The sequence below is a fragment of the Actinoplanes sp. KI2 genome (assembly GCF_025630775.1).
GTDB lineage: Bacteria > Actinomycetota > Actinomycetes > Mycobacteriales > Micromonosporaceae > Actinoplanes.
Map to the genome: position 1 here is coordinate 111551 of NZ_JAOSZE010000003.1, position 22294 is coordinate 133844.

A 22294-nucleotide genomic window follows, 5' to 3' on the forward strand; every position below is an offset into this window, starting at 1 on the left:
CGCGGCGGCGACTCTTACGACGAAGGCTCCGACCGGGATTGACCCGGCCGGAGCCTTTTCGTCGAGCGATCAGTGGGTGAGGTGGGTCCCGTTCATCGGCGTGCCGCTTCGGCTGCCGCCGCCGGAGATCGACCCGCTTTGGGCCTGCGCCCGCGGCCCGGCGCCCACGGAGCTTGCCGTGGCCGCGGGGAAGAGGCTCTGGAAGGTGCCGACGACATCCACGAGTACGTCAGTCGTACCGACGTAGTTGTAAATGCTGAACGCCTTGTTCGTGCCTAGCCCCACGATCGCGGCGTTCGCGACGGTTTGGCCCTTGGCCGGGTTGAGGTTGCTGGCCGTGGGCTGGGTGAGACCAGTCGGCCACAGGGTCAGGTAGGTATTGGCGGTCGGCTTGACTCCGGTGACGTTGAAGGCGAGTGCGTATGCCTGCGCGAAGCTGGCGGGCGACGTCACGCTGCCCGAGGCGCCCGGCCCGAACGCATTCGGGTACCCGAGGCCGCTGCGGGTATCGGTGATCCGCTGCGGAGTGATCGGCCGGAACCGGAGGCCGTCGCCGGGCGTCGCGTTGTCGTAGACGCCGACGATGTCGACGATGAGATGGGTCGACGAGGTCGCTGAGGAGGTATTCGTGTTGATGACGCCGATCATCGGAATCCCGCTGGCGCTGCACCACGCCTCGTAGCAGGGCGAGGTCGGGACGATGGCCAGGTTGGGAACGTTACGCCCGCTCGTGTAGTTGAGCGTCGACGTCGACGGGAACGCGCCCGCGTCGCCGTTCCACGCCGACAGGTAGCCACTACCGTTCGGGCTCACCGCGGTGATGTTCACCGCGACCGCCCGGACGTACGGGTTGTAGGAGGCACCGAAGTTCCAGCCCAGTTGGTAGTAGTCGCCGTTGCCAAGCCGGCCCGCATTGCCGTCGGCCCGGGTGTCGATCCAACGCTGCGGCGCCATCGGGTAGAAGTCCGCATCGGTGTTTCCGGCCGCCGGAATGACGGTGCTGTCAGCCGCGTAGAAGCCGACCACGTCGGCGATCACGTGCGTGGCGCCGTATTCGTTGTAGATCCGAACGTCGCCGCCGGTGCCGACGCCGACGGTCACCGAGTTGGCCCCGGTCCAGCCCTTGGCGAAGTTGATGGACGACGCGGTGGGCCTGGCCGCCCCGGTCGGGTAGACCGTCAGGAAGCTTCCCGCGGTGCTACCGGTCACGGTGACGTTCAGGACGACCGCAGACACGCCGACAAGCGGCACGCCGCCGCGGCCCGTCACCTGCAGATCGATGGACTTCTGAGTGCCGAGCATCGCCCTGGGCGCGCCCACGCCGCTACGCGTGTCAAGTACCCGCGCCGGCGTGACCGCGTAGTACGCACCCTTCGCGCCGACGCTCCCGACGAGTGACAGCGGAACGGTCTTAGACGATGTACCCGCGCTGTCCGAAACGGTCAGCGTCGCGGTCTGCGAGCCAACCGCCGTAGCGTTCGGTACAACTCCGATCCGGCACTGCTCATTCTGCGCCAATGTCGCGCCGGAACAGGTGTCGGTCTTCTGGTTGAAAGCCGCGGCGTCGCTGCCGGTGATGGTCGCCGTCCCCAACGTGATCGGGTCGCTGCTGGTCGACGTGACCGTTACCGTGCTTTCAGCTCCCGGCTCTCCTACCTTCTGCTCGCCGAACGACAAGGAATCAGGTGAGGTCGTTACCGGCAGCTCTGCCGCAGCAAGAGCGGGTGTAACGACCAAAGTGGAGGCAATGACAACAGCTCCGACAATGACGCCATGCAGACGTCGCATGCGTTCTCCCCGTTAGATGGGCGTGGATGAGAAGACGCACATTAGCATGACGGCACTCAATAAGATGCCCCGGCAAATGGTTCGGCAGGCTCCACCAAACCGCGGAAGCTCATCCGAGAGATGCGCCTCGGTCGGACGGTTCGCTTCGCCACGCATCCGTGACCTCGCCGACGAGTTGTACCGACCCCTTCTCTCCGGCGGAGTCAGCGGTTGAAGGTGACGAAATACCAGGTGGGGTGTAGCGCGTCTCCGTGAATACCCGGGTCTGCATGGCCCAGTAGCGGAAGGCGGTCGCGAGACCCAGGCCGACGATGTTGGCGGAGATGTTGTCCGCCAGCGGACTGCGCAGCCCCAGGGCATAGTGCGAGATCGCGAGCGGCGCCAACGAGATACCCAGGCCGATCAGCGACACCACGACAAACACGACGAACTCGCGGTGAACCGCGGAGCGCCGATTCTCCCGGAAAGTCCAATAGCGGTGACCGAGCCAGGCCACGACGATACCCATCCCCGTGGAGATGGCCTTCGCGGCCAACGGCATCCCATAGAGCGGGCCGTGTCCTCCGGCGAAGCGGAGCAGGTTGAAACCGCCCACGTCGACGACGAAGCCGGCGATCCCGACCAGGCCGTACTTGGTCAGGCGCAGGCTGTGCCGACGGAGCCGGTCGAACCAGCGACGGAGCAAGGCCACTCTCGTTCCTCCACTACCCCGGGAATTCGTAGACGTCCACGCCTGGACTCCGGTACCGAAGCGTCGCATACGGCTCGAGCGTCGGTGCGTACGGCCGGGTGTGATCGACGAAGATCCACCGCACACCCAGTCGCCGCAACTCCCGAGCGGCGTCCTCGGTGGGATCCGCGATGAAGCCGTCATTCAGTCGTAGCAGGTCCGGCTTCCAGTAATTGACGGTGATGGAGTCCCGGCCCTCAGGCCCGAGCTTCGCGGACATCGGCGTCGCGGTCCATCCCTCCACCAGGACTTGCCGCTCGCTGAAGGCCGCGACCGTCCAGCGACGGCTGTCGCAGTTGACCGGCGCCACCGGGCCGGTGCAATGGCGGTTCGTCATGACCAGGTCGTGGACATCGGAGTGGTCGCGGATCCACCGGGCCGCGTCGATCTGCCCGCGGCTCGTCGCCAGCCTGGCGGTGACCGGCACGGTCGGCAAGGGCGGGGCCGAGATCGCCTGGGTGATCTGCGAGACCGGCGTCTGCCCGGGCGGGAACAGGACGTACCAGACCGAGGACAGCACTCCGCCGGCCAGTACGGTCAGCACCATCGCGGCTCCGGCCAGCCGGAGCCGGTTCACCCGCCCACGAGTCCACGCCGCGCCGGCGGCGCCGGCGGCGGCCACCACCGCCAGACCGACGGCGATCATGGACTCGGCCACGCCCCACCCACCCGGCCGCAAGGTTCCCAGGACGGCGGGTCCGAGCCAGACGAGCGCGACGCCGGCGGAGACGCCCACGATCAGTGCTCGCGCGAACCGCCGCGCTCCGAGCACGCTGACCATGGCGGCCAGGCCCATCGCCGAGCCGAGGACGAGCAGCGGAATGGCGGTCCGGGCGAAATACCACTGACTCCTGCCCGGATGGGCGAACAGTGCGACCGCCCCCGCCCCCGCCAGCCCTCCACCGATGAGCAGCCATGACGTAGGGCTGCGGCGCCCAGTGCGGGAGAAAGGCAGAACCAAGGCCCCGGCGCCGCGGGCGAGGACCCCGGCTGTGCCGATCGCCAGGATCAGCGCCATCTGAAACCTCGTGCCCGGCTTGCCCAGCCAGCTCGCCGCGGGGATCTGGTCGGCCGCGTCCGACGGACTGAGGTGCAGGCCCGCACCCGAGCCGTGGAACACGACCACGAGCGCGAAGAGTAGGCAGCCGACCACCACGGCAAGGTCGCCGGCGACGGACAGGACGCGGGATCGGTCGAAGACCAGCATCGCGGCGAGGGTGAGACCGAGCCCTGCGACGAGAAGCGGAAGTGTCGAACCCTTCGTGCCCGACGCGCCGAGGCAGAGCACGACGAGCAGGACCAGGCCACCGCCACCGGACATCGATTTGTTCCACCGAAGTGCGAGGACGACGGCGGCGGCCACCACCATCGGGATCGCGAGTCCGAGGCTCGGCGACAGCGGCGCGACCGGTGATGCGCTCGCGTTCTTGCCGAGCACATTGAGATCGCCGCCGACGAAGGCCAACAGGCCCGCGACCGGACCCGCCCAGGCGCGGCCGGTCAGCCGTACGGCAGCCGTCGCGATGGCGAACACCACCACGATCGGCATGAGGACCGCCATGAATCGGAACAGCACCTCGTCGAGCGGGACGCCGGACGCCACCGAGACCTGAGCCACCCACGCATGGCTGAACCAGTGATAGGCGAGGGATTCGCTCTGGACCCAGGGAAAGGTCGTGGGTCCGCGGTGGGCAAGCTGACCGGCGAGCGCCAGATGAAGGTACGCGTCGACGTCTATTGCTCGTGAGCCGGTGCCCCAATGCAACGGTACGGCGCGGAAGTATGAGCGTAGCTGCGGCAGCGTGACCAGGGCCAACAGGGCGACCGAGGGCGCACACCACCACGGCAGCGGACGGGTTCGTGCGGTGCGCAGCCGGGTTCGCGTCCCCGGCACGAGAACGAGCACAACCGCGACGGCGAGCGGGCTGAACGCGACCCACGGCTGGCCGGTGAGCCCGGCCACGACCTGAGCCCCGATGGCGAGGACCGAACCGACCGCGAAGCCCATGGCCAGGTCCTCGAGAAGCCAGCCGTCCCGCGGCCGCGCCGCCCGCCATGCCAGCGCACCCGGCAGCACCTGCGTACCGAGCACCACGAGAGTCGCCGCGAGAGCGTGCGGCAGGGGCATCCCGCCCACCACCGAGCACGCCAGCAGCCCGGCAACCAGGAGCACCGTGACCGCGGCGCCGAGGGTCCGCAGGGCCGCCGAGGGCGTTGTCGTCGGCGCAGGGAGTTCCGGCGTCACGGGTGTCGATGACACCTCGGTGTCAGCTTTGGGGTGTGCCACGCACGCTCCTACCTAGGGCGGCTCGGATTCGGACGGAGTATAGGCAGCGCGAGACGGATCTGCCGTACCCGCTCCGAGATCCGCAGCTCGGTTGCCTTCAACATTGCCGGGCGAGACGCTACTGTTCGTGCTCGTGCCGCAAACCGACCCTGAGTCGCCCGACGTTCCGGTTCAAACCGGACTTGAGGGCAACGACCACGCCGAAGATGGCGTCTACATCAACCGCTACTTCGAGACTAGGCTCCCGCACGACGAGAACCGGTCAAAGGTGTGGAAACACCTCTGCGAGTACCTGGCGCGTTGGATAGCCCCAGACGCCGACGTCCTCGAGCTCGGAGCCGGGTGGTGTGACTTCGCCAACAACGTGCGGGCGCGTCGCATCGTGGCGATGGATCTCGATGCGACGGTGAAGCGCGCGGCGGCGAGCCACGTGACCCCGGTGGTCGGTGACTGTACGGATCTCAGCGCGTTCGAGAACGGCAGCTTCGACCTCGTCTTCGCTTCGAACCTCCTGGAGCACCTGGAACGCCGGGACGCGTCCCGGCTTCTCGGCGAGGCCCGCCGGGTGTTGCGCCCGGGCGGCCGGCTGATGCTGCTGCAGCCCAACTTCCGGCTGAATCCGGGTCGATACTTCGACGACTTCACCCACGTCTCAATCTTCACAGATCAGTCACTCGGGGATTATCTGGTCTCCGAAGGCTTTACCGTCGAGAAGATGTTGCCGCGTTTCCTGCCGCTGACCATGAAGTCCCGCGGCTCCAAGCTCACCTTTCTCGTCCCGTGGTACCTGCGATCGCCGGTCAAGCCGTTCGCGGGTCAGATGTTGCTCGTCGCTGCACGCTAGTCAGACAATTTCTCCGACGGAGGTAAAACCCGATGTGGAACGGCAGATCGCTGTCGGTCGTACTCCCGACCTACAACGAGAAGGACAGCATCGCCGAGGTCGTCAACCAGTTCGCGGCCCTGGGACTCGTCGACGAGATCATCGTGGTCAACAACAATGCCGCCGAGGGGACGTCCGAAGAGGTCGCCAAGACCGTGGCGCGAGAGGTCGTCGAGACGCGACAGGGCTACGGTGCGGCAATCAAGCGAGGGCTGCGTGAGGCGAACACCGACCTCATCGCGATCTGCGAGCCGGATGGCACGTTCAAGCCCGCCGACCTGCACAAGCTGCTCGCCTTCCTGCCCGAGTGCGACTACGTGATCGGGTCCCGCACGGTCTCCAACTTCGTCTGGGAGGGCGCCAACATGGGCTGGTTCCTCCAGTGGGGGAACTGGGCCGTCGCCAAGATGGTCGAGGTGCTGTACAACACCTCGTACCTGAGCGATGTCGGCTGCACCTTCCGGATCATGAGCCGGGAGCAGGCGGACATGATCCTCGACAAGTCCCGGCTGGACGGGTCGGCGTACGGGCTCGAGATGTTGCTGCTGGCTGTCATCATGCAGACCAAGCTCGTCCAGGTCCCCGTCAATTACCAGCAGCGGGTCGGAGTCTCGTCGGTCACCGGCGACTTCGGCAAGACGGTCAAGCTCGGTCTCGAGATGATCGGACTGGTGCTCAGGATGCGGTTCGCCCGTCGGCGGATCCGGCGGGGGTACCAGCCTGGCGGGGCCCGCCCGCGCGTGAAGGTCGGTGGCTAGCCGCGCTCTGCACGCGTCGCTCCGGCAGCCCGACCGACGCGGAAAGGCACTGGCGGCTCCCCGCAGATTCCCCGGGCGCCCTCATCCTGGTGGCTACCTGACGATTGAGCCATCGTGACTGGATTGGTCGTCGGGCCAGCCCATGGGGGCGCGCGGTAACGGGACCCAAGTTGCTCCCAGGAACAGCTGAACGACGGGAGTGCCGCGGCCGAACTGCGGGGTGACGCATTTGTGCCAACTCACGTCGTAGGTGACCTTGATGAAGTCCTTGCTAGCTGCTGTCGTTGCGGGCGGTCTCCTTTCCGCGCTCAATCCCGCCGCCGCGAGTCAGGCGCACGCGGCGGCCCCGCGGGGCCAAGTCACGCCCGTCGCGGTCAACTCTTATGCGTCGACCGCCGGCACCGGGCTGCGGATCATGTCGCTGGGTGACAGCATCACCGTGGGTAATGGCAGTTCGGCCGGTGACGGATACCGGTACTTCTTGCAGAAGTACCTCAAGGCCACTGGCGCAACATTCGACTTCGTCGGCTCCCAGCGACACGGCCGCAACGGGGATGTTGACAATGAGGGCCACGGCGGCTGGACCATCGATCAGATCGCTGCCCAGCTCGACGGCTGGCTGAGCACGTACCAGCCTAATGTGGTGCTGTTGCACGCCGGCACCAACAACGTCAGCTGGGCCGAGGCGCCGGCTGACATCGCGGCGAAGCTGTCCGCGATGATTGATCAAATTCACGCGACCGTGCCCAAGGCGCAGATCTTCGTCGCAAAGATTATCGCCACCCGATTGCCCAATCAGGTCGCCACCAACAAGGCCTACAACGCGCTGATCCCGGGCATCGTCGCGGACAAGGGACCCCTCGTGCACGTGGTGGACCAGAGTACGGTCGGCGGCCTGAGCATCGACGACGCGCACCACCCCAACGACTTCGGCTACCGCAAGATGGCCTACAACTGGTACCAAGCCATGCGCGACAACCTCGCCCCGAACTGGCGGGCTCCGGCGGACAATCCTTTCGCCCAAACCAAGCATGTGCTGCTGGTCAACTATGACTGGGCCCAGCGGAGGCAGGTCAAGGCGTATTGGAGCAGGGTCATCGGGTTCTCGGAAGACGGCAAGAAAATCTACGTCTGGCTCAAGGACAAGAACCAGAACCCGTAGGTGGAACGAGAACACTCGGTGACCAACGAGGCTGACCGGCTCAGACGCCTACGTCTCGCGGGCATCACAGCGGGTGCCGTGGCGGCTCGTCGGCGGTGGCGGTCAGCTGCCGCAGGACCGGCGTGGGCAGCGTGCCGATCCCGACACCCGCGGCGAGCCAACTGAGGTGGCATGACAGACTTCGAAATATAAGTGTTTCGATATCTTGTGCCGCGTGGCCCGTTCTTGTTCTCCTCAGGCCAGCCGTGAATCGGCCTCGACCCAAGGAGAGCCCCCCATGAGACTCAGAACGGTGACGGCAGGACCTGCCCTAGCTGTTTTCGCCGCGGCGACGCTGGCACTCAGCGCCCTGCCGGCGGCAGCCTCGACCGGCGTGCGACTGTCCGGCTCATCCGTGTCGGCAATCAACGCCGCTCCGCCCACCGTCGATGTCACCAACGTCAACGGCCACCTGCAACAGCTGCAGTCCTTCGCCAGCAGCAACGGCGGCAACCGGGCCACCGGCACGGCGGGCCACACCGCGACGGTGAACTATCTGCAGCAGAAGCTGCAGGCCGCCGGCTTCACCGTCACCCTGCAGACCTGCACCACGTGCAGCGGCTCCGCAAAGAACGTCATCGCTGACTGGCCGGGCGGCGACACCAGCAACACCTACATGTTCGGCGCCCACTCCGACAGCGTGTCGGCCGGGCCGGGCATCAACGACGATGGCTCCGGCACGGCCTCGCTGCTGGAAGCCGCGCTCCAGCTGGCCGCGAACCACCCGACCATGACCAACCACCTCCGGCTCGGCTGGTGGGCCGGCGAGGAGCAGGGACTGATCGGCTCCAAGTTCTACGTCAACTCGCTGACCTCGGCCCAGAAGACCGCGATCAAGGCGTACGGCACCTTCGACATGGTCGCCTCCACCAACGGCGGCTACTTCGTCACCGGCACCGACGCGGTCGCCGTGAAGCTGCGCGAGTACTTCACCTCGATCAACGTGCCCACCGAGACGTCCACCGAGTGCTGCAGCGACGACGGCTCGTTCCGCAACGCCGGCATCCCGTCCTCGATCAACTCGACCGGGGCCAGCTACACGAAGACCAGCGCCCAGGTGGCCAAGTGGGGCGGCACCGCCGGGCAGGCGTACGACTCCTGCTACCACAAGGCATGCGACTCCTACCCGTCGAACATCAACGGCACCTCCCTGGGCCGCTGGGCCAACGCCGAGGAGTACGCGCTCTGGAACCTCACCACCGGCAGCGCGCCGGCCAACGACTTCTCGGTGTCGCTCAGCCCGAGCGCGGGCGGGGTGAACCCGGGTTCCTCGGCCACGGCCACCGTGACCACCGCCACCACCTCCGGTAGTGCGCAGACCGTTGCGCTGACCAGCTCCGGCGCCCCCGCCGGTGTCTCGGTGAGCTTCAGCCCGGCGTCGGTCACCTCCGGCGGATCATCGACCATGACCGTCGCCACCACCACGTCCGCCGCGCCCGGCTCGTACACCATCACGGTGACCGGAACCGGCTCCGCCGTCCACAGTGCCTCGTACACGCTGACCGTCAACGGGACCGGCGGGTGCACCGGCGCCGGCCAGAAGCTCGGCGATCCCGGCTTCGAGAACACCACGACGTCGTGGACCGCGTCGTCCGGAGTCATCGGCGCGAACACCGGCGACGGATCGCCGCGAACCGGCACCCGCGACGCCTGGCTCGACGGCTACGGCTCGACCCACACCGACACGCTGTCCCAGTCGGTGACCCTGCCCACCGGTTGCAGCGCCTACACGCTGTCGTTCTACCTGAAGATCAGCACGTCGGAGACGACCACCACCAGCCAGTACGACAAACTGACCGTGCAGGTCGGCAGCACCACGCTGCAGACGTTCTCCAACCTCAACGCGAGCGCGTACGCCCTGCGCTCGTACAACCTGGCCGCCTACGCCGGGCAGACCGTCACGCTCAAGTTCACCGGGACGGAAGACTCCTCACTGAAGACGTCCTTCGTGATCGACGACACCGCGCTGAACGTCAGCTGACCGCCGCCGGACGATGCCGCAGGGCCGACCACCCTGCGGCATCGAGCCGGCTCCCGGACGAAATCCAGGACGACACCGCGGTGGACGCTCGTCGAGCCGCGATCATGATGACTGAACTGGTATGAGGACGGACGTTGATTGTTTAGATCTTGTCTTCCCTGAATCGGGCCGGGACGCCTAGCGTCCGTACGTTGGCCCTTTTTCACCTGGAGGTCGGGGTCGTGTCCCGTGCTTTGATCCGGCGCGTCGCCGCCGGAGCGTTATCGCTGTCCACCGTGGCCGTTGCCAGTTCGCTGACCGGTTCGCCGGCGCTGGCGAACCCGGCCGGCACCGGGCTGGTCATCAGCGAGGCGTACGTCAATGGCGGCTCCGCCGGTGCAAGTTATCTGAACAAGTTCATCGAGCTGTACAACCCGACCGGCGACGCGATCGCGCTGACCGGCGACACCCTGCAATATCGGGCGCCCACCAGCACCGTGACGCCGAGCGGGTCGCAGGTGTTCGCGCTGTCCGGGTCGGTCCCGGCGAAGAGCCACTTCCTGATCCAGCTGCCGAGCAACGGCGCGAACGGTGCGGCCCTGCCGACGCCCGACCTGTCGACCGGGGGCAGCGTGAACCCGGGCGCGGGCGGCGGCACGCTCTACATTGCCGCCAGCACGACGGGGGTGCTGCCCACCGACGGCGCGGTGATCGACAAGATCGGCTACGGGACCAGCAACTCGCCCGAGGGGACCGCGGCTTCCGGCAACTCGGTCGTCCTCAGCTATCAGCGGGCCGCCGACGGCACCGACACCGACAACAATCTCGCCGACTTCCCGGTTGCTACGCCCACGCCGACGGCTGCCACGCCGGTTTCCGACATTTCCGTCGTCAACCCGGGCACTCAGAATGCGACCGCCGGCACCGCCATCGCCCCGATCACGCTGAACGCCGACGGCGGCACCCCGCCGTACACCTGGACGGCGACCGGCCTGCCGGTTGGTCTGGATATTTCCGGCTCGGGGGTCATCTCGGGCACGCCGGCGGCCGCGGGAACGTCGTCAGTGGTGGTCACCGCTGCTGACACCTCGGGCAGATCGGCGTCGGCGACCTTCAGCTTCGTGGTTGTCGCTCCGGCGGTCACCCTGACGATCGCCCAGATCCAGGGCACCGACACCGACACGTCCCCGTACGTCAACCAGACGGTCGTCACCCAGGGCGTGGTGACCGCGGCCTACCCGACCGGCGGGTTCAACGGCTTCTTCGTCGAGACCCCCGGCCCCGACACCACCCCCGGCGCCTCCGACGGCGTCTTCGTCTTCGGCTCGAACTCCGCCGCCCAGGTTGCCGTGGGCGACAGCGTCCAGGTCACCGGCAAGGTCCAGGAGTTCTCGGGCGAAACCGAGATCACCGGCCCGACGGTGACCAGGCTGGACACCCCGCTCCCGGCCGTCGAGCCGCGCGCGATCCCGTGGTCCGGCCTGGACACCGACGCCGAAAAGGAAGCACACGAGGGCGAGCTCGTCGCGCCGCAGGGCACCTTCACCGTCTCCGACAACTACGACACCAACTGGTACGGCTCGTTCACCCTTGCCGCCGGCGACACCCCGCTGCGCCAGCCGACCGACGCCGGCACCGCGGGCAGCGCCACCGCGCAGGCCGTCGCCGCCGACAACGCCGCCCGGATGATCACCCTGGACGACGGTTCGAGCCTGAACTACTCGACCGCCGCCAACACCGGCAAGCCGGTGCCGTGGCTGACCCCGACCGGCGCGGTCACCATCGGCTCGACGGTCACCTTCCACCAGCCGGTGGTTCTCGAGTACCGGTTCTCGCTGTGGAACTTCCAGCCGCAGCACCAGGTCACCGACGACGGCTCGGCGGTCGCCACGTTCAGCGACCTGCGCACCGGCAACCAGCACCCGCGGTCGTTCGGCGGCCCGGTCCTGGCCACCTTCAACGTGGAGAACTACTTCCCGACCACCGGGGAGAAGTACGAGGCGGCCGGCCTGGGCACCTGCACCTACTACAACGACCGGGCCGGCAACCACATCGGCGTCAACACCTGCACCGGCACCGGCCCGCGCGGCGCCGCCAACGACGCCAGCTTCGCCCGTCAGCAGGCGAAGATCGTCACCGGCATCAACCGGCTCGGCGCCTCGGTCGTCTCGCTCGAGGAGGTCGAGAACTCGGTCTGGTTCAACCAGCCGCGGGACACCGCGCTGGCCGGGCTGGTCGACGCGCTCAACGCCGCCGCGGGCTCCACCGTCTGGGCGTACGTGCCGTCCCCGCCCGCCGACAAGCTGCCCGCCCGCGCCGACCAGGACGTGATCCGCACCGCGTTCATCTACAAGCCGGCCGAGGTCGCGCTCGTCGGCCAGTCCCAGGTGCTGACCACCGCGTCCGGTCCCGGGCAGTCCTTCTCGATCGCCCGTGAGCCGCTGGCCCAGGGCTTCAAGAAGGTCGGCGCCACCGACGACAACGCGTTCGTGGTGGTCGCCAACCACTGGAAGTCGAAGGGCCCGGGCACCCCGCTCTACCCCGGCGACGAGGAGGACACGTCCTCGCAGGCGTTCGATCAGGGCGCGTTCAACGCCACCCGGGTGCACGAGGCGCAGGACACCATCGCCTTCGCCTCGTCGGTGGCCGCGGGGCTGAAGACCGACCGGATCTTCCTGGTCGGCGACTTCAACGCGTACACCCACGAGGACCCGATGGAGACGCTCTACGCGGGCGGCTACACCGACATGGGCTCCACCCTGAACCCGGCCGAGCAGACCTACTCGTTCAACGGTCTCCAGGGCTCGCTCGACCACGTGGTCGCCAACCCCGGCGCCAAGGCCATGGTCACCGGCGCCGACACCTGGCAGATCAACGCGCAGGAAGCGATCGCGTACGCGTACAGCCGCTACAACTACAACGTCACCCAGTTCTTCAACGCCGGCGACCCGTTCGCCGCCTCCGACCACGACCCGGAGCTCGTCGGCCTGGCCCTCCCGTCGGCCCCCGACTGGAACAAGTCGAAGATCTACAACTCCGGCGACCTGGTCTACTACAACGGCTCCACCTGGCGGGCCCTCTGGTGGACCCTGAACCAGAAGCCGGGCGACGTCTACGGTCCCTGGGAGGAGATCCTCACCACCCAGGACGGCACCGCGCTCTGGACCCCGTCCCGCATCTTCGTGGCCGGCGACGTGGTCTCCTACCAGGGCAAGCGCTACCAGGCGCAGTGGTGGACCCGCAACCAGAAGCCCGGCGACCCGTGGGGCCCCTGGAAGCTGATCGGCTGATACCTCGACCGCGAGGGCCGCTCGAGCTTCGTGCTCGGGCGGCCCTTCCGCACCCCAGAACAGGGGCCGCCCACGGACGATCTTTGTGGCACACTGTCGGCCCTGCCGAAAGCGGCTCATGTTCGGAACGGGGAATGCGCATGGCGACACTGGGCCGGGCCGCGAAGATCGTTGCTCTCCTGCTCGGGTTCTACCTGCTCTGCCTGCTGCTGCTGGTCGGCATGGTGGTGCTCGACGTCTTCGCGTTCAAGCTGCTGTTCGGCACGACGAACGCCGGCTGGCATGCCCCCAAGCTGGCCCTCGTGCTCCTGGCGGCGACCGTCGGCATCTTCATCGTCGTGGTCCGCGGCCTGTTCGTCTCGGTCCGCGTGCGTCGCAAGGATCTGACCGGCATCCCGGTCGGCCCCGCCGACCAGCCCGAGCTGTGGCGCCGGGTGAACGCGCTCGCCGAGGTGGTCGGCACCCGCCCGCCGGCCGAGATCCGGCTCGTGCCCGAGGTCAACGCGGCTGTGCTGGAGCACGCGCACCTGATGGGCCTGCTCCCCGGCAAGCGCCGGATGATGGTCGGCGTGCCGCTCATGCAGGCGCTGACCGTGCCCGAGCTGGAGGCGGTCCTCGCCCACGAGCTCGGCCACTACAGCGACCGCCACTCCCGCCTGGCGCCGCTCGCCGGCCGCGCACGGGCCGGCGTGATGGCCGCGATGCAGGCGGTCAGCAAGCAGGTGGGCAAGTCCGGCAAGTTCCAATGGCCCGGCAGCCAAATCTATGCGGAGCTGTTCCGGGCGTACGCAATCCTGGTTTTGAAGCAGACCTTCGCGATCAGCCGCGAGCAGGAGTACGCCGCGGATCGGATCGCCGCGACCGCCGGTGGCCGGGAGAACGCCGCCTCCGCGCTGCGCAAGCTGCCCGCCACCGACGCGGCCTACGACCTCTACCTCAACGAGTTCATCGGGCGGGGCCTGGCGCGGAAGCTGGCGCCGCCGCCGGTGGAGGTGCTCGGCGGGTTCGGCGAGTTCCTGGCGGACCCGGAGCGGGCGAAGCAGATGGCCAAGTTCGACGACGCGGACGACGAGCAGGAGGCGCACGCCTTCGACTCACACCCGCCGATCCCCGACCGGATCGCCGCGATCATGGCGTTGCCCGACGACGGCCGGGCCCCGGCGCCGGCGGCCGACGGTCCTCCGACGCGGGCGTTCGCGCTGCTGGCCAACCCGTATGCGGTGCTCACCGCGCTGGGCCAGCAGATGCTGCGCGAGCACGTCGCCGGCGCACAGATCGCCGACTGGGAGACCATCGCCCGGACCGCCCGCATCGGCAGTGCCCAGGAGAACTCGCAGCCGATCGTGCACCTGGTCAGCACGATGATCGGCCGGCCGGCCCGGTTCACCGACTTCCTGGCGCTGGTCGAGGCCGGCCGGCTGCCCGAGATCCTGGACCGGATGGACCACACCGAGACGGCGCGGAAGCTCAACGTGCCGCCGCCGGCCCAGCGCGAGTTCAAGAAGAACGCGCTCGGCCGGATGCTCGCCGCCTGGGCGGTGTTCGAGCTGGTGCCCTCCGGCCGGGCGACGATCCGGCACTCCTGGTCGGGCTTCGGCGGCGAGATGCAGCTGGCCGGCGGCCAGGAGAAGACGCTCGGCGAGGGTGTCGAGGCATTGCTGACGATGTGGCCGGACACGGCCCTGATCCGACAGGTGGTGCCCGCATGACGGCCCAGGTGACCCAGGCCCGGATCGACGAGGGCTCGGCCGGCCCGATCGCGGCCGAGCAGGAGGCGGCCGCCATGGTGGCCGCCCACGACTGGCGGGCGATGTCGGCACGGCTGGCCTCGCTGCCGCCCGCGTCGGAGTACCGGCTCGTGCTGATGCGGCAGCTCGGCGATGCCGCCGCGCAGGACGACCGGTGGCTGTGGGACTGGGTCGCGCACGAGCCCGCGAACGCCGCGGCCCTCGCCGTACAGATCAACTACGTGGTCAGCGTGGCCTGGGACGTGCGCACCGCTGGGCAGTCCGACCAGGTCAACCGCGAGCAGTGGCAGACCTTCTTCCGTACGCTGCGCAACGCCCAGATGATCCTCGACCGCGCCACCACCGCGGACCCGGCCGACCCGGGCCCGCTGATCGCGATGCAGAGCGCCGCGATGGGCCTGCAGTGGTCGAACGACGAGTACCGAGACCTGCTCGGGAAGATCCGCGAGCGTGCCCCGCACTCGTATACGTCGCACCAGCGCGCGATGCGTTACTTCCTGCCCCGCTGGTTCGGCAGCCTCGACCAGGTCGAGCAGTACGTCGAGGGCGCCCTCGCCGACGCACCGCTCGGCACGGCCCTGACCGCGGTGCGCCTGGAGATGCTCTACCTGGAGTTCCGGCCGAAGGAGGGCCCCGCCCGCACGGAGTTCTACCGTGGTGCCCGGTTCAATCAGGCCCTCGACGCGGGCATCGCGGACGCGGCCGCCGCCGACTCGGCCCACCCCGGCCTGCCGTACCTGCGGCACTGGCTGGCACACGGCCTGTGGCAGGCGGGCCGGCCGGCCGAGGGTGCGGTGCAGTTCCGCGCGCTCGGCGACTACTGCGGCGCCGACCCGTGGAACTGGTACGGAGACCAGACCGGCACGTTCCGAGAGGCCCGGGACGCCTGCTACGCCGCCGGCTGACCGGCGTCTTTGCACCGCTTTACGCCGCGGCCGGGCCGAGCCGGTTGGCCCGGCAGAACTCCCGGTAGTAGTGGTAGCTCCGGAATCCCAGGGCGCCGTCCTCGGTCCACACCCGGACCGGATCCCGGTGGTCGGCGTTGTCCACCCCGCACAGCGGAAACTCCCAGCCGGGCGCCGGGCCGCCGCTCGCACCCGCGCCCACCGACCGGTACGTCTCGTACCACGACGGGCTCAGCGACCGGGCCACCGGGATCTGCCGGAAGACGAAGTCCAGGGCGCCGCCGGTCATCGCCTGGTGCATCGACCCGCCGGTGGTCACCGCCGCGGACGTCTCGGCCGGTCCGCCGCAGCACGCGCACATCCGCGGCCAGTCGACCGGCCCGGCGAGCGCCGGTAACGGGACGAGCAGCGACGGCGTGGGCATGAGCTGGTTCCGGCCGAGCTCGCGGGTCTGCGTGGCGCCGACCACCAGGTACGCCGAGCATCGCGGGCAGCGCAACGGCTCGGCGAAGGGCTGCGCCGGCTGCTCGGTGCCGCACACCACGCAGGTCACGCCGACGACCGCGGCCGACGCCGCCGGCGTGGCCGGTCCGTTCATCGTGTGGGCCGGCGCCGGCGGTCCCGGATCGCCGTCCCCGTCCGGCAGCCAGACCTCGGCACTCAACGGCACGTCGGCGCCGGCCAGCCCGTCCAGGGCAAGCGCGATGATCAAGCCGGTGGGCACCACCGCGGCGACGGACGCGTACCCGACGGGGGTGCCGTCGAGCCCGCGCAGGAGAACCTCGTCCCCCCGGGTCACCTTTTCCCGGACCCGTCCCCGCGTGCGGAATTTCGCCGACTCCCGGGTCTCGTTCACGAGGCTCGTCAGCACGCACAACAGCCTGGCCACCGCTCGGCTCCCTTCGACCGGGGTCAGGCTACGCGACCTCGCGTGCGTGGTACGCCTCGAGCGCGGCCGGCAGACCGTCGGCGAGCATCCTCTTGCGCACCGAGCCGAGCAGCCTCGACATCGCGAACCCGCCGACCCCGGTGAAGCCGGTGTGCCGCCAGGTGAGCCGGGTGCCGTGGGGGAGGGGCTCGAGCAGGTAGGTCACCTCGGTGACGTCGTCGCTGTCCTGGTCGCCCTTCCAGGTGTAACGCATGGCATGCGGCGCGGTCACGGAGATCACTTCGCAGTGGACGACGCCGGACCAGCCCATGGTCGGCTTGCCGACGAACCGGAACCTGGTGCCGGGCACGGGAGCGAAGCCCTCGGGGCGTCCACCCTGGCCGGTGGTGGTCCACTGCGCGACCTGCTCCGGATCGGTGAGGACGTGCCAAACCTCTGCCACGGGATACGGGTAGTCGCGGATCACGGTGTACTCGCTCATGACCGCAGCCTACCTACCGTTAGGTAGGCAGTCAACCGGCCGTTAGGTAGACTCCGCGCATGACCACCCCAAGCCGAGCCCGCGCGACGGGACGCCGCGACGGAGCCGAGACCCATGCGCTCGTACGTCGAACGGCGCTGCGACTGTTCACCGAGCAGGGCTACGAGGCGACGTCGCTGCGGCAGATCGCCGACGAGCTCGGCATCAACAAGGCCTCGCTGTACTACTACTTCGACAGCAAAGAGGCGATCCTGCAATCGCTGTTCGATGAGCGCGGCACCGAGGCCGAGCAACTGCTGACCTGGTTGCGAGAGCAGCCCCGCACCCCGGACCTGCTGGCGGCGGCGGTGCTGCGCTGGGTGGACTCGTTCAGCGCCGAGAAACTGCAAGGCATCCGGTTCATGAATGCCAACCCGCTCGTCACCCGCACCCTGACCAGCCGGCCCGGCGGCGACCGGATCGGTGCGAGCCTGCGGGACTTCGGCGACGAGCTGACCGCGCTCCTGCCCGACCCGTCACCGCAGAACGTGGTGCTGCTGCGCATGGCCGTGCTCAGCATCAATGCGGCCGCCCTAGCCGCCCCGGCCACCGGCACCAGCGACGAGGCCGTCGTCGCCGCCGCCCGGCGGACCGCACGAGCCATCCTCGCCGAGATATCGGGCTGACCCTCCTCGCCGGAGTTTGGGGCCGAGCCCACGATGGTCAGGCCGCCGGTGAGCGGAAGGTGTGCCGGTAGGCGGCCGGGGTGGTGGCCAGGGCGTTGCGGAACCGCCGGCGCAGGTTGACCGCCGACGACAGTCCGACGCGGACCGCGATCGTCTCGACCGGGAGGTCGGTCTCCTCGAGCAGGGCGCGGGTCAGGGCGATGCGCTGGTCGAGCAGCCAGCGGCCGGGCGAGATGCCGAGCTGCTCGACGAAGTGCCGGTTGAGGGTGCGCGCCGACAGGCCCGACCGGCCGGCCAGGTCCCGCAGGGTCAGCGGCTGGTCGAGGTTGGCGATGGCCCAGTCGAGCAGCGGCGCCAGGGAGTCCGGGATCGGGCCGAGCGTGGCCGGCGCGGGACCCTGCAGTTGGCAACCCCGCCGGGGCGGGGCGGCGGAGAGCTGCCGCCCGATTCGCATCGCCAGAGCCTCGCCGTGCTCCCGGCCGACCTGGTTGAGGCACAGGTCGACGGCGGTGGCCGAGGCCCCGGCGGTCGCGACGTCGCCATGGTCGATGTAGAGCACGGTGCCGTCGGCGTGCACGCTCGGGTATCGCCGGGCCAGGTCGTCGGTGCAGTCCCAGTGCGCGGCCGCTCGGCGACCGTCGAGCAGGCCCAGCCGGGCCGGCACGTACACGCCGCCGTGGATCCCGACGATCCGGGCGCCGCGGGCGTGCGCGGCCAGCACGGCGTCGCCGATCTCGGGGGAGAAGTCCGGACCGGGGGACCAGCCCGCGAGGAGGACGGTATCGGCCTCGTCCAGTGCCGCCAGGCCGTGTGGCACCGCGACCTCCACGCCCAGCGTGGTCGGCACCGGGCCGGGCCGCTCGGTGCACATCCGGAACTCGTAGTGCTGAGGGATGTCCGGCCCGTGGTAGCCGAACACCGCGGAGGCGCAGGTCACGGGGTACAGCTCCAGGAGCGGGCCGACCAGCGCGACCACCCGGTGAGCCCGATGCGTCATGGCACGAATGTACCCAATGTTGTCGTGCCCGACGCCTGTGCGGGCGCTGGGCGGCCAGCAGGATGGTGGATCATGATTGCTGACGGCGCACCGGTCATGATTGCCCCGACCACCCTCTGGAACAGGGATTTTTCGCTGTACTTCGCGGCTCGAGCGGTATCGCTGCTGGGCGACGCGATGATGCCGGTCGCGGCGGCCGTCGCCGTCGGCGCCCTCTACGGGGTGTCGGGCGTGGGGTACGTTCTTGCCGTATGGACCGCGCCGTTCGTGCTCTTCATCGCCTTCGGCGGGGTCTTCTCCGACCGGATCGGCGCGCGCACCATGATGATCGGCGCGGACGCGGTCCGTGCCGCCACTCAGAGCGTGCTCGCCGTGGCCTTCCTCGCCGGCGCCCCGCCACTGTGGCTGCTGCTGCTGGCCGCCACGCTCGCGGGCACCGCGGCCGCCATGTTCCAACCAGGGGTCAACGGCATGGTGCCGCTCGTCGCCCGGGACCCGCAGCGCGCCAACGGCACCCTCAAGATCGCCGACGCGGTGACCCAACTCGGCGGCCCGGTCCTCGCCGGACTGCTGATGGTCTCCATCGGGGCCGGCGCGGTCTACGCCCTCGACGCCGGCACGTTCCTGTTCAGCGGCCTCTGCCTGGCGCTGATCCGGTCCGCGCCCACCACCACGGTCCGGGTCGCCGGAACGGTGCTGCGCGACCTGCGGCGCGGCTGGGTCGAGGTGCGCGCTCGCACCTGGCTGTGGTCGGTCATCCTGATCTGGGTCTGCTTCGGCCTGTTCGTGTTCGGACCGTACGTCCCGCTCGCCTCCCAGCTCATCGGCGGCCGGCTCGGCGCATCGGCGTACGGCTGGACGATCGCCGGCCTCGGCGCCGGCATGGTGGTCGGCGGACTCGTCGCGATCCGGTTCCGCCCGTCCCGGCCGCTGGCCGCGGGTGCCGTGGCGTTGACCGGGTTCGCGGCCGTCCCGCTGTCGGTCGGGCTGGAGCCTGCGCTGCCCACCCTGGTCATCGCGCACCTCATCGGCGGTGCGGCAATGGCGTTTTGGTCGGTGATGTGGTCCACGAGCATTCAGACCTGCGTATCCCCGGAGGTGCTCAACCGGGTCACCGCCTACGAGGTCGCCGGCTCCGTCTCCGGCATCGCGGCGGGCCAGGCACTGATCGGCCCGGCGTCGGCCGTCGTCGCGCCCCGTGACCTGCTGATCCTCTCGACGGCCGTCACGGCCGCCGTGGTCACGGCCCTGCTGCTGGTCCGCCCGATCCGCAACCTTCGGGGCCGTCCGCCGACCGCAGCGCGGCGGCTCGGCTGATGCGCTTCACGCGCGGTGGTTCTTCACGCGGCGGTGGTTCTTCACGCGGCGGTGGTTCTTCACGCGGCGGTGGTTCTTCACGCGGCGGTGGTTCTTCACGCGGCGGTGGCGATGCAGGCGTCACGGACGACGCTCGCCTCCGGTTTGAGGCGTTCGGTGTAGTAGGTGCGCTGCCAGACGTTCCACCGGACGGAACCGGCGAGCTGATCGGGGCCGGTTCCGTCGGCGAGCAGGACTCCGACCGCCGGGCTGGTTTCGGTGCTCGCCACCGTGCCGTGCGGGACCAGGACCTGCTTGGAGGACGGGTCGGAGAAGCCGGCCAGCGCCCACGGGATCCGGATCGTCAGCTCGGTACCGTCGAGGCGCCACAGCGCGCGGCTGTCCGCGTGCGGATCCTCGGGGTCCCAGCTGCCGTAGCGCAGCCGACCGACGTCGAACAGCTCCACCGGGGTGTGCCGGCCGGACATCGGCGCGATCTGCTCCCGGTTCACGACGAGCTGGTACTGCTGCCAGCCGTCGACCGGCGCGGGGCGGGCGGCCGGCGGCACCGGAGAGTCCAGCGCCAGCGGGTCGAGCGGGATGCGGATCCAGGCCTGCCCGGTGTGTGCGGCCAGGTCCAGCGCGAAGGCGGTGTCGGGCCGCGTGTCGTTGCTGCCCGGTGGGGGCCGGCCGGTCAGTCGGGGCAGGACGTCCAGGCCGACGGTGAGCTTCGCCGGGAGCGGCTCGGGCAGCCGAACGACGAGATGCAGGTACGACTCGTCGAGGGTGGCCCGTACGGCGCTCGCCGGCCGGGCGGCCGGGTCGTCGATCAGCGTCTGCGGGGTGGCGTCCGGTTCGCCGGTGGGGTCGGTGGCGATGAGCCCGAAATACTGCTCGTTGGTGAGCGGATCGTGCCACAGCGGTCGCCGGTCGGCCGGAACCTGGTGGGCCACGGTGTTCCAGGTCAGCTTGAACCACTCGTCGGACCACTCGAACAGGAACCCGCCGGACAACCCCAGGTCCTTGATCATGCGCAGCAACTCGGCGTCGATGCGCATCGCCTCCGCCTCGTCGTGGTCGCCCTGGCCGCGGCCCAGCGGTCCGATGTGTGCGGTGCCCACGCTGGACGGCACCCCGAACTCGGTGATCAGGACCGGCATGCCGCGATGGTGTTCGCGCAGCTGGTTCAGGTAGCCGGCGTACGGGTCGGCGCGCCCGGCGTACCGGTAGGTCTGCAGTTCGGGCTGGTACCGCTGGAAGTCCGGGTAGTACGGGTAGGCGTGGTAGCTGGCGAAGGTGCCACCGGGCCACGCCGCGGTCGGCTGGACGTGGTTGGCGTCGACGCCGACGAGATCCTCCTGCGGCAGCGGCTCGTACGGGTGGGCGATCGGGTCGGTGGTCGGCCAGTTCGCGAACGCGATCGGTGCGCTGCGCCCGGCGGCCGCCTCCGCGGCGGCCAGCTCGTCCATCCGGGCGGCCAGCCACCGTTCCGTCGGGCTGGCTCCGGCGGTGCTGCGGAAGTAGCGGCCGGTCGCCGGCGGGGCGGTGGCGTTGGCCCGATCGCTGGCGGCCGTCGCGTTCGGGTCCCACTCCACCCCGATGATCCAGCCGGCGAGCCAGTCGCCGACGTCGACGCTCCAGGTGCCGCCGGCCCGGCCCGGCGTGGGTGGCCGGGACAGGTGCCCGCCGACCGCGGCGGAGGCGTCGCGCAACTCGTCGGTGAACGCTTGGGTGAACCGCGGCTCGTACAGATTGCCGGTGGTCACGTACGACTCGTCCGGCAGGTAGACGCCCTGCATCAGATACAGCGGCCGGTCGGGGTGCGCCCGGTTGTGCGCCGCCAGTTCGGCGTAGAAGGCCGGGGGGTGGATCGTGTAGATGCGGACCACCCGGATGCCCAGCCGATCCATCGCGTCGAACCAGGCCCGGTAGTCCTCCGCGGTGATCGCGAGTTCCCCCGGCTGATGTCCCGGCGTGGTGCTGCCCAGATTCACTCCCGGCAGGAACCGCTTGTCGCCGCTCACGGTGTGCAGGGCGAAATCCGCGGCATCGGCCGTCGCCACCGTTCGTAACCCGCTGACGGACACCGGCCGCGACTCCCAGGAGGGCCCCGCCGGGGGCGTCAGGTCGGCCAGGCCGGCGATCCGCGCCGCCTCGGGAGCGGGCTGCTCCCGAGGCGGGGACGGCCGGATCCGGACGATGACGATCAGAGCGACCGCCGCAGCCAGCGCCCCGACCGCGAGCACCCACCACCAGACCCGGCGCCGTTTGGTCCGGCCCGGCTGCTCAGCGGACGACACGTCACCAGTCTCCCGGCAAAGGGGCGAACATGCGGGGAAAACCGCTGGTCACACCCGATGTCCGAGCGATCGGCTCGCGATTGTCGACAAGGCTGCTGCAACCCTCAAACCCTGCC

General features: G+C 69.5%; 16 protein-coding genes. 9 read left to right on the top strand and 7 right to left on the bottom strand.

Going from position 1 to position 22294, the window contains the following annotated elements; all coding sequences use genetic code 11:
• Nucleotides 1–69: 69 nt before the first annotated feature.
• The 3 genes from ODJ79_RS03885 to ODJ79_RS03895 all read right to left on the bottom strand — a co-directional run bounded on the left by ODJ79_RS03885 (nt 70) and on the right by ODJ79_RS03895 (nt 4778).
• Nucleotides 70–1788 carry a choice-of-anchor D domain-containing protein gene (locus tag ODJ79_RS03885; RefSeq protein ID WP_263021906.1) on the bottom strand — a complete coding sequence of 573 codons (1719 nt, stop codon included), beginning with the start codon at nt 1786–1788 and terminating at the stop codon, nt 70–72.
• 109 nt (nt 1789–1897) lie between these two features.
• Nucleotides 1898–2479, bottom strand: coding sequence for a GtrA family protein (locus ODJ79_RS03890; RefSeq protein ID WP_263021907.1), 582 nt, complete (start codon nt 2477–2479; stop codon nt 1898–1900).
• Between the two features lie 13 nt (nt 2480–2492).
• Nucleotides 2493–4778: a hypothetical protein gene (locus ODJ79_RS03895; RefSeq protein WP_263021908.1), complete on the bottom strand. Its 2286-nt coding sequence runs from the start codon at nt 4776–4778 to the stop codon at nt 2493–2495.
• 154 nt (nt 4779–4932) lie between these two features.
• Between ODJ79_RS03895 and ODJ79_RS03900 the strand changes: the two genes are divergently transcribed.
• From ODJ79_RS03900 to ODJ79_RS03930, 7 genes are all read left to right on the top strand, one after another.
• Nucleotides 4933–5649, top strand: a complete 717-nt coding sequence (locus tag ODJ79_RS03900) for a class I SAM-dependent methyltransferase (protein WP_263021909.1) — start codon at nt 4933–4935, stop codon at nt 5647–5649.
• Between the two features lie 32 nt (nt 5650–5681).
• A complete protein-coding gene (locus tag ODJ79_RS03905) occupies nt 5682–6446 on the top strand; it encodes a glycosyltransferase family 2 protein (protein WP_263021910.1) in 765 nt (254 codons plus the stop codon).
• 259 nt (nt 6447–6705) lie between these two features.
• Entirely contained in the window at nt 6706–7608 is a 903-nt protein-coding gene (locus ODJ79_RS03910; protein WP_263021911.1) for an SGNH/GDSL hydrolase family protein, read from the top strand.
• Between the two features lie 277 nt (nt 7609–7885).
• A complete protein-coding gene (locus tag ODJ79_RS03915) occupies nt 7886–9628 on the top strand; it encodes a M28 family peptidase (protein WP_263021912.1) in 1743 nt (580 codons plus the stop codon).
• Nucleotides 9629–9903: 275 nt separating this feature from the next.
• Nucleotides 9904–12897 (top strand): ExeM/NucH family extracellular endonuclease, encoded by a 2994-nt coding sequence (locus ODJ79_RS03920; RefSeq protein ID WP_263021913.1) that lies wholly within the window; start codon nt 9904–9906, stop codon nt 12895–12897.
• Between the two features lie 140 nt (nt 12898–13037).
• Nucleotides 13038–14606, top strand: coding sequence for a M48 family metallopeptidase (locus tag ODJ79_RS03925; protein ID WP_263021914.1), 1569 nt, complete (start codon nt 13038–13040; stop codon nt 14604–14606).
• Entirely contained in the window at nt 14603–15550 is a 948-nt protein-coding gene (locus tag ODJ79_RS03930) for a hypothetical protein (RefSeq protein WP_263021915.1), read from the top strand. The genes ODJ79_RS03925 and ODJ79_RS03930 overlap by 4 nt, the downstream gene beginning before the upstream one ends.
• Before the next feature lie 19 nt (nt 15551–15569).
• On the opposite strand, the gene ODJ79_RS03935 is transcribed toward ODJ79_RS03930, so the two are convergent.
• Both ODJ79_RS03935 and ODJ79_RS03940 read right to left on the bottom strand, forming a co-directional pair.
• Nucleotides 15570–16439 (bottom strand): hypothetical protein, encoded by an 870-nt coding sequence (locus ODJ79_RS03935; protein ID WP_263021916.1) that lies wholly within the window; start codon nt 16437–16439, stop codon nt 15570–15572.
• Between the two features lie 28 nt (nt 16440–16467).
• Nucleotides 16468–16920, bottom strand: a complete 453-nt coding sequence (locus ODJ79_RS03940; protein ID WP_263021917.1) for an SRPBCC domain-containing protein — start codon at nt 16918–16920, stop codon at nt 16468–16470.
• A 59-nt stretch (nt 16921–16979) separates the two neighbouring features.
• Between ODJ79_RS03940 and ODJ79_RS03945 the strand changes: the two genes are divergently transcribed.
• Entirely contained in the window at nt 16980–17585 is a 606-nt protein-coding gene (locus tag ODJ79_RS03945) for a TetR/AcrR family transcriptional regulator (protein ID WP_263021918.1), read from the top strand.
• Nucleotides 17586–17622: 37 nt separating this feature from the next.
• Here ODJ79_RS03945 and ODJ79_RS03950 read toward each other — a convergent pair whose 3' ends face one another.
• Complete coding sequence (locus ODJ79_RS03950) at nt 17623–18582, bottom strand: GlxA family transcriptional regulator (RefSeq protein ID WP_263021919.1); 960 nt, start codon at nt 18580–18582, stop codon at nt 17623–17625.
• Nucleotides 18583–18654: 72 nt separating this feature from the next.
• Here ODJ79_RS03950 and ODJ79_RS03955 point away from each other — a divergent pair, with 72 nt between their 5' ends.
• Nucleotides 18655–19899 (top strand): MFS transporter, encoded by a 1245-nt coding sequence (locus tag ODJ79_RS03955; protein WP_263021920.1) that lies wholly within the window; start codon nt 18655–18657, stop codon nt 19897–19899.
• A 95-nt stretch (nt 19900–19994) separates the two neighbouring features.
• On the opposite strand, the gene ODJ79_RS03960 is transcribed toward ODJ79_RS03955, so the two are convergent.
• The gene (locus tag ODJ79_RS03960) at nt 19995–22178 is read right to left on the bottom strand and encodes a hypothetical protein (protein ID WP_263021921.1); all 2184 of its coding nucleotides are present in this window, start codon (nt 22176–22178) and stop codon (nt 19995–19997) included.
• Nucleotides 22179–22294: the final 116 nt, after the last annotated feature.